Below are 503 nucleotides of genomic sequence, written 5' to 3'. Positions count from 1 at the left end.
GAGTTAATGCAAGCTAGAGAAACTATTGATGGAACTGTAAAGGACACTTTAAAGGATAGATTAACTTATGATTTTGATAAGGTATATGAGAAAATAGCAGAGATGACTTCTGCTGCAACAAATGTAGCCTTTAGTAAATCTTATGTTGAATCTGACTGGGTTGTTGATGGAGAATACTTTAAACTTACAATTAATCATAATCTAGTTACTGAAAATATATTTGTTGCAATATTGGATGAAGCAACTAAGAAAAGTATGACTAATTCTTATACTATTATAGATAACAATACAATAGATATTTTTAATGAATTAGCTATAGATGTAAAAGTAACTGTTGTAAATGGCAATACAAATAAAGAAGTTATAAACGCTACAATAAATGATAATATAACAACACTAGATAGCACTTATTCTAGTGTTAAAATTGATGCAAAGATAGGCGTAAACGAATTAAGCACAAATGCTAAAAATCTAACGGGTGCAGTTAATGAACTTTTTCAATC

1 pseudogene is annotated in these 503 nt (G+C 28.4%); it reads left to right on the top strand.

Going from position 1 to position 503, the window contains the following annotated elements:
* Positions 1 to 503: pseudogene (locus KGF41_RS20500) on the top strand (phage tail protein); the annotation flags it as partial.

It is taken from the genome of Clostridioides sp. ZZV14-6150, assembly GCF_020657875.1.
Classification (GTDB): Bacteria; Bacillota; Clostridia; order Peptostreptococcales; family Peptostreptococcaceae; genus Clostridioides.
This window is presented reverse-complemented; position numbering and strand designations above follow the sequence as displayed.